This is a genomic window from Mesorhizobium sp. M4A.F.Ca.ET.050.02.1.1, from assembly GCF_003997725.1.
Classification (GTDB): domain Bacteria; phylum Pseudomonadota; class Alphaproteobacteria; order Rhizobiales; family Rhizobiaceae; genus Mesorhizobium.
Window position 1 is genome coordinate 1 of the sequence record NZ_RZSG01000528.1, and the last position, 4,206, is coordinate 4,206.

General features: G+C 64.7%; 6 protein-coding genes. 4 read left to right on the forward strand and 2 right to left on the reverse strand.

Annotated elements, in window-relative coordinates:
* Positions 1 to 320 precede the first annotated feature (320 nt).
* A complete protein-coding gene (locus EOA33_RS26140; protein WP_126055219.1) occupies positions 321 to 500 on the forward strand; it encodes a hypothetical protein in 180 nt (59 codons plus the stop codon).
* Between the two features lie 32 nt (positions 501 to 532).
* Here EOA33_RS26140 and EOA33_RS26145 read toward each other — a convergent pair whose 3' ends face one another.
* Complete coding sequence (locus EOA33_RS26145; protein ID WP_127406957.1) at positions 533 to 1,504, reverse strand: SDR family oxidoreductase; 972 nt, start codon at positions 1,502 to 1,504, stop codon at positions 533 to 535.
* Between the two features lie 294 nt (positions 1,505 to 1,798).
* Between EOA33_RS26145 and EOA33_RS26150 the strand changes: the two genes are divergently transcribed.
* Together EOA33_RS26150 and EOA33_RS26155 are read left to right on the forward strand one after the other, a co-directional pair.
* Positions 1,799 to 2,116: a DUF982 domain-containing protein gene (locus EOA33_RS26150; RefSeq protein WP_126055221.1), complete on the forward strand. Its 318-nt coding sequence runs from the start codon at positions 1,799 to 1,801 to the stop codon at positions 2,114 to 2,116.
* A gap of 6 nt (positions 2,117 to 2,122) precedes the next feature.
* On the forward strand, positions 2,123 to 2,404 hold the full coding sequence (locus EOA33_RS26155; RefSeq protein WP_126055222.1) for a hypothetical protein: 282 nt from the start codon (positions 2,123 to 2,125) through the stop codon (positions 2,402 to 2,404).
* A 3-nt stretch (positions 2,405 to 2,407) separates the two neighbouring features.
* Here the strand turns inward: EOA33_RS26155 and EOA33_RS26160 are convergent, their stop codons facing one another.
* Entirely contained in the window at positions 2,408 to 3,127 is a 720-nt protein-coding gene (locus EOA33_RS26160) for a Crp/Fnr family transcriptional regulator (RefSeq protein ID WP_126055223.1), read from the reverse strand.
* A gap of 281 nt (positions 3,128 to 3,408) precedes the next feature.
* Here EOA33_RS26160 and EOA33_RS26165 point away from each other — a divergent pair, with 281 nt between their 5' ends.
* Positions 3,409 to 3,930 (forward strand): ferritin-like domain-containing protein, encoded by a 522-nt coding sequence (locus EOA33_RS26165; RefSeq protein ID WP_126055224.1) that lies wholly within the window; start codon positions 3,409 to 3,411, stop codon positions 3,928 to 3,930.
* The last annotated feature ends 276 nt before the right edge of the window (positions 3,931 to 4,206 follow it).

Sequence of the window (4,206 nt, forward strand, 5' to 3'; positions counted from 1 at the left end):
GCCATAGACAACCTCCATGAAGATGAAGCTTGACCAAAGCACTACGTTTCGCGTGCAGAGCACGCTTAGTCATTGATATAATTACGTTTCAAAATCCTTCAAGGTTCAGGCCACTTTACCGGCCCGCTGCCTCCATGCGACCGGGCCGCCGGCGGCAGCCATCTCTCCCCGGCGCCGGGCGCCGAGATGCGTCGCTTTTTCCAGGGAACCCCCGGGGCATCGGCGCGTTCGCCTAGGAACAGCTCGGCAAATAGCAGAAATTTGCCTTGGCAAACAAAGGTGCTATATTAGCTGACTAAACGAAGTGGTGCCGTGAACCGATGGCCAAGAAGAAATCGAGACCTATGCTATCCGCGATCTCGCCCGCCTCCGCGGCCGAGGCCTATGAGGCTGCCTACTTCGCCCGCAAATGCGGCCTGACCCGCGACGAAGCGCTGAAGATGATGCGCGAGGCGCAGGCCGGCGTGAGGGCCCCGTCCGAAGGCAAGCGCAAGGGTTAGGCCCCCTACCCCCACCTCTGGCAAGCCTCCTCTCAATAGCCGCCGACAATCGGCAGGACCTCGCCGGTGATGTAGCTGGAGCATTGCGGCGAAGCGAGGAACACATAGGCCGGCGCGATCTCTTCCGGTTGCGCCGGCCGCTTCATCGGCGTCTTGGCGCCGAACTGGGAAACGTCCTCGGCCTCCTTTTCCGACGGATTGAGCGGCGTCCAGACCGGGCCCGGCGCCACCGCGTTGACGCGGATGCCCTTGCCGATCAGGTTGCCCGACAGAGCGCGCGTGAAGGCGTGGATGCCGCCCTTGGTCATCGAATAGTCGACCAGATGCTTCGAACCCTCGATGCCGGTGACCGAACCGGTGTTGATGATGGCCGAGCCCGGCTTCATGTGCGGCACGGCTGCCTGCGCCATATGGAAATAGCCGTAGAGATTGGTCTTCAGCGTGGTGTCGAAATGCTCCTCGGTGAGGTCGGTGAAATCGGTCGAATGGATCTGGAAGGCGGCGTTGTTGACCAGCACATCGAGGCCACCCAATGCCTTCACCGTCTGCTCGACCGCCTTGCGGCAGAAGGCGCGCCTGGCGACATCGCCGCGCAGCGCCAGGCAGCGCCTGCCCTCGGCCTCGACTGCGCGCTTGGTCGTCTCGGCGTCGCGATCCTCACTGAGATAGGCGATGGCGATATCGGCGCCCTCGCGCGCGAACAGCACCGCCACGGCACGACCGATGCCGGAATCGCCGCCGGTGATCAGCGCCACCTTGCCGTCGAGCTTCTTCGAGCCCTGCCAGAACGGCGCGTCGTAGAGCGGCGCCGGCTCGATCGCCCACTCCTCGCCGGGTTTTGGATGATGCTGCTTCGGGAAAGGCGGCACGGGATATTCGCGCGCCCCGGCCTGCATGGCACCCGGCTCTTTCGCCTTGGCCTTGCGGCGGTCATCGGCGTCGACCTTGCGCTGCACGCGGCGCTGCCTGCCTGCCGCCTTCGATGTGTCGGATTTCGTCAGCATCGCTTCGTCTCCTGGTTTCGATAAGGACAACGTCTGCCGCTCGAAAAGGTTGGCAAAGTCGAAACACCGGACCGGCCGCCCGCGGGCCTCGGCGCCGGTCGCGGCATATCAAAGTTAAATGCGACGACCGGCGCGCGATGGTAGTCGATGCAATGAGGGACCTTGTGGAGGCATCTGATGAAACCGGTTCTTGCGAGCAGTCCCCTTCTGGCCCTGGGCGTCGTCGCCTTCACGATCGCGCCCTTCGCCGGATTGCTATGGCGAACCCGGGAGTGGTTCGGCTGGTGACCGGCCGTGAGTCTGTTCCTGCCCCTGACGATCCGGTTCGCCGATGGCGGCTCGATGGTCGTGTCGTCCATCGCCGATGCCAAGAAGGCGCTCGCCAGGACATGGAAGGATAAGGACGCCGCGACCTATGTCGTGGCGGTCCGCCTGGTGGACGACGCACTCGCAGGGATCTGCCGACCCGCTGTTGCCTTCGACGCGTTCAAGACGGCCGCGGCGGAGCAAGGGCTGCTGAGGCCCGGCGACCGGAGCGCCGCGCTCGTCATGCTCGACGAGCTGTGGGCGCCGGGCAGCGCCAAGTCGGCGGCCCCCAGAAAACCCGGCTGATCGCCCATGGCCTGGAACGTCAGCATCGGCGACGAGGTGATCGTGAACGCCACCATCCTGAAGCTGCTCGGCAGCGGCCGCGCGCGGGTGCGGATCCCGACCCACAACTATCCTTTCGCCATCGACCCGCCGGCCGGGGCCAAGGCCGGCGACCCGATAATGATCGCCGGTCACATTACCGAAGTCGACCAGGACAGAGGCCGGGTTACGTTCAAGGCCGGCGGCCTGGTCACCGTCGACATAGCGTCGGTCGCCGCCTGGAAGTCGGTGCTTCGCGATCCGCCGTGACGCCTATCTCGGTTCCCGGTTCATGCTGAGATAGGTGGGGTCGAACTCAGCCAACTCCACCAGCAGATCCCAGTCGAGGATGGTCACGGTATAGCTCGACCAGCTGACCAGGCCGATGTTGCGCAGCATGCCGATGACCCTGTTCATATGGACGACCGACAGCCCGAGCACATCGGCAAGCTCCGCTTGCGACAAGGGAAGCTGGAAGCTCATCCCGCTGGTGCGCTTGACCACCTGGAGGCGGACGAACAGCTCGCAAATGAGATGGGCGAGGTGCGATGTCTTGGAACGCCGGCCCATGGCCACGATCCACTCCCGGTGGATGGCGCCGTCGACGAGCGTGTCCAGCCACAAAAGCCGCGTCAGATGCGGCGCCTGCTCGGTAATGGCGCGCAGCTTGCCGTGCTCGGCGGCGGCCACGCGGCATGGCGACAGCGCGATGATGCCGTGGTCCATTGTCTTCAGGAGAAAGGCGTGAAGGTCGACGAAGTCGCCCGGAACCTGCAAGGACGTGAACTGCCGGCCGCCATCCTCGAGCACCTTGTAGCGCGCGGCAATGCCGTCGAGGATCAGGGTGCTGTGGGTCGGTCTCGAGCCTTCCGAAACGATGTCCTGCCCCGTGGCGACATGCCTTTCGGTCGAGATGGCACCCGCCAGCAATTCCTTTTCCGCCTCCGAGAGGTCGTCGTGCTGGCCAAGGTTCAGATACAGGGATTCGAGCATTCGGTTCCGATCCTGCGTGCACCGCCAAGAGCAAACGCCGCAGCCGGCGTCCGGTTGCAGCCGGGCTGACTAGGCATGCGCGCCGGGAGACTTGCCGACAGGAGAGCCGTCCCGGTGATCCCGCGCGCCGCGCGCCGTCCACGACTTGGGTTCACGAAATATTTCGCAGGGAACATCCGTTCCCGGCCACGCTTATCGTGATGCAAGGAAGCGGCGCTTGCGATTTCACGGGCGCCGTTTCCTTTGCACCCTCAAGGCGCATCAACCGATGGAGCAAAGTGATGGCAAGGAAGAATTCGTCCGGCGCGGCGAACGGCCTGGAGAGCCTGTTCGTGGACGGCCTGAAGGACATTTACTACGCGGAAAAGAAGATCCTGAAGACGTTGCCCAAGCTGGCGAAGGCAGCCCAGTCAAAGGAACTGAGCGCGGCCTTCGAGAAGCATCGCATGGAAACGGAGGGACAGGTCGAGCGCCTGGAACAGGTGTTCGAACTGATGGGCAAGGCCGCAAGGGGCAAGACCTGTCCGGCGATCGACGGCATCCTTGAAGAAGGGTCGGAAATCCTCGAGGAGTACGAGGACGAGCCGGCGCTGGACGCGGGCCTGGTGGCGGCTGCCCAGGCCGTCGAGCATTATGAAATAGCCCGCTACGGCACGCTGGTCGCCTGGGCGGAGCAACTGGGCCTCAAGGACGCGGTGCCGTTGCTGCGCGAAACGCTGGCGCAGGAGTCCGCCACCGACGAGGCGCTGAGCGCGCTGGGCGAAAGTGGCGCGAACCAGCGGGCGTTGCAGGCGGCAGCCTGAGCCGCCGGGCACCCGCTCTGGTCGCCCGCAACCGCGGTCCCGGTCGAGGCCGGGGCCGCGCGCGATCACAAGGATTCCCGAACAAACAAACGGGCGTCTCGGCCGCAACACGCTGCCGACGGCTCTGGCTTTGGCACGACGCCATGGAGCATGGCGCATCAGGCGGAGGATTAGGGGTTGGAACGAATATTCAACCGTGTCGCGGAGGCGGTCGCCCATGCCGCGGGCCGCGCTTGGGCTTTCGTCTCATGCTTGGCCTGCGTGGTCGTCTGGGCC

Excerpts from the sequence above, each read along its gene's own strand:
- EOA33_RS26140 (WP_126055219.1), top strand. The coding sequence starts at position 321 with ATGGCCAAGAAGAAATCGAGACCTATGCTATCCGCGATCTCGCCCGCC.
- EOA33_RS26165 (WP_126055224.1), top strand. The coding sequence starts at position 3,409 with ATGGCAAGGAAGAATTCGTCCGGCGCGGCGAACGGCCTGGAGAGCCTG.
- EOA33_RS26155 (WP_126055222.1), top strand. The coding sequence starts at position 2,123 with ATGGCCTGGAACGTCAGCATCGGCGACGAGGTGATCGTGAACGCCACC.
- EOA33_RS26160 (WP_126055223.1), bottom strand. The coding sequence starts at position 3,127 with ATGCTCGAATCCCTGTATCTGAACCTTGGCCAGCACGACGACCTCTCG.
- EOA33_RS26145 (WP_127406957.1), bottom strand. The coding sequence starts at position 1,504 with ATGCTGACGAAATCCGACACATCGAAGGCGGCAGGCAGGCAGCGCCGC.